Raw genomic sequence first — 354 nt, forward strand, 5'->3', positions numbered from 1 at the left:
CTTTAAAACTAGATGCATAGTATTAAGCACCTCCCCCGAATAACATTAATTCTTCGTCTGTTACTTCTACATGAAAATGAATGTTTTTTACAGCCCCAATACTTAAGATGACATCCCCTGTTGGCAAATGTGGAATCGCTGCAATTTCACTTTCACTTAACTGTCCTGCAAATACTTTTCGTAACATATCTAAACTGTTATTATCTTGCTGCATGATAAATTTGTACTGTGTAAGTTCAAATAGTTTTTTAATTTCATCAATCATTTCTTGTGAAGATCCTTCCGGTACAAAATCACGAATCGTGTGACTTGCATATAAAAGCCCTGCAAAGTATTTTCGATCTTCTCGGCTAA

General features: G+C 34.7%; 1 pseudogene. It reads right to left on the reverse strand.

What is annotated here, in order from left to right:
• Positions 1–22: 22 nt before the first annotated feature.
• Positions 23–354: pseudogene (locus CN409_RS31255) on the reverse strand (VirB4 family type IV secretion system protein); the annotation flags it as partial.

The organism is Bacillus sp. AFS012607, from assembly GCF_002558005.1.
Taxonomy (GTDB): domain Bacteria; phylum Bacillota; class Bacilli; order Bacillales; family Bacillaceae_G; genus Bacillus_A; species Bacillus_A thuringiensis_S.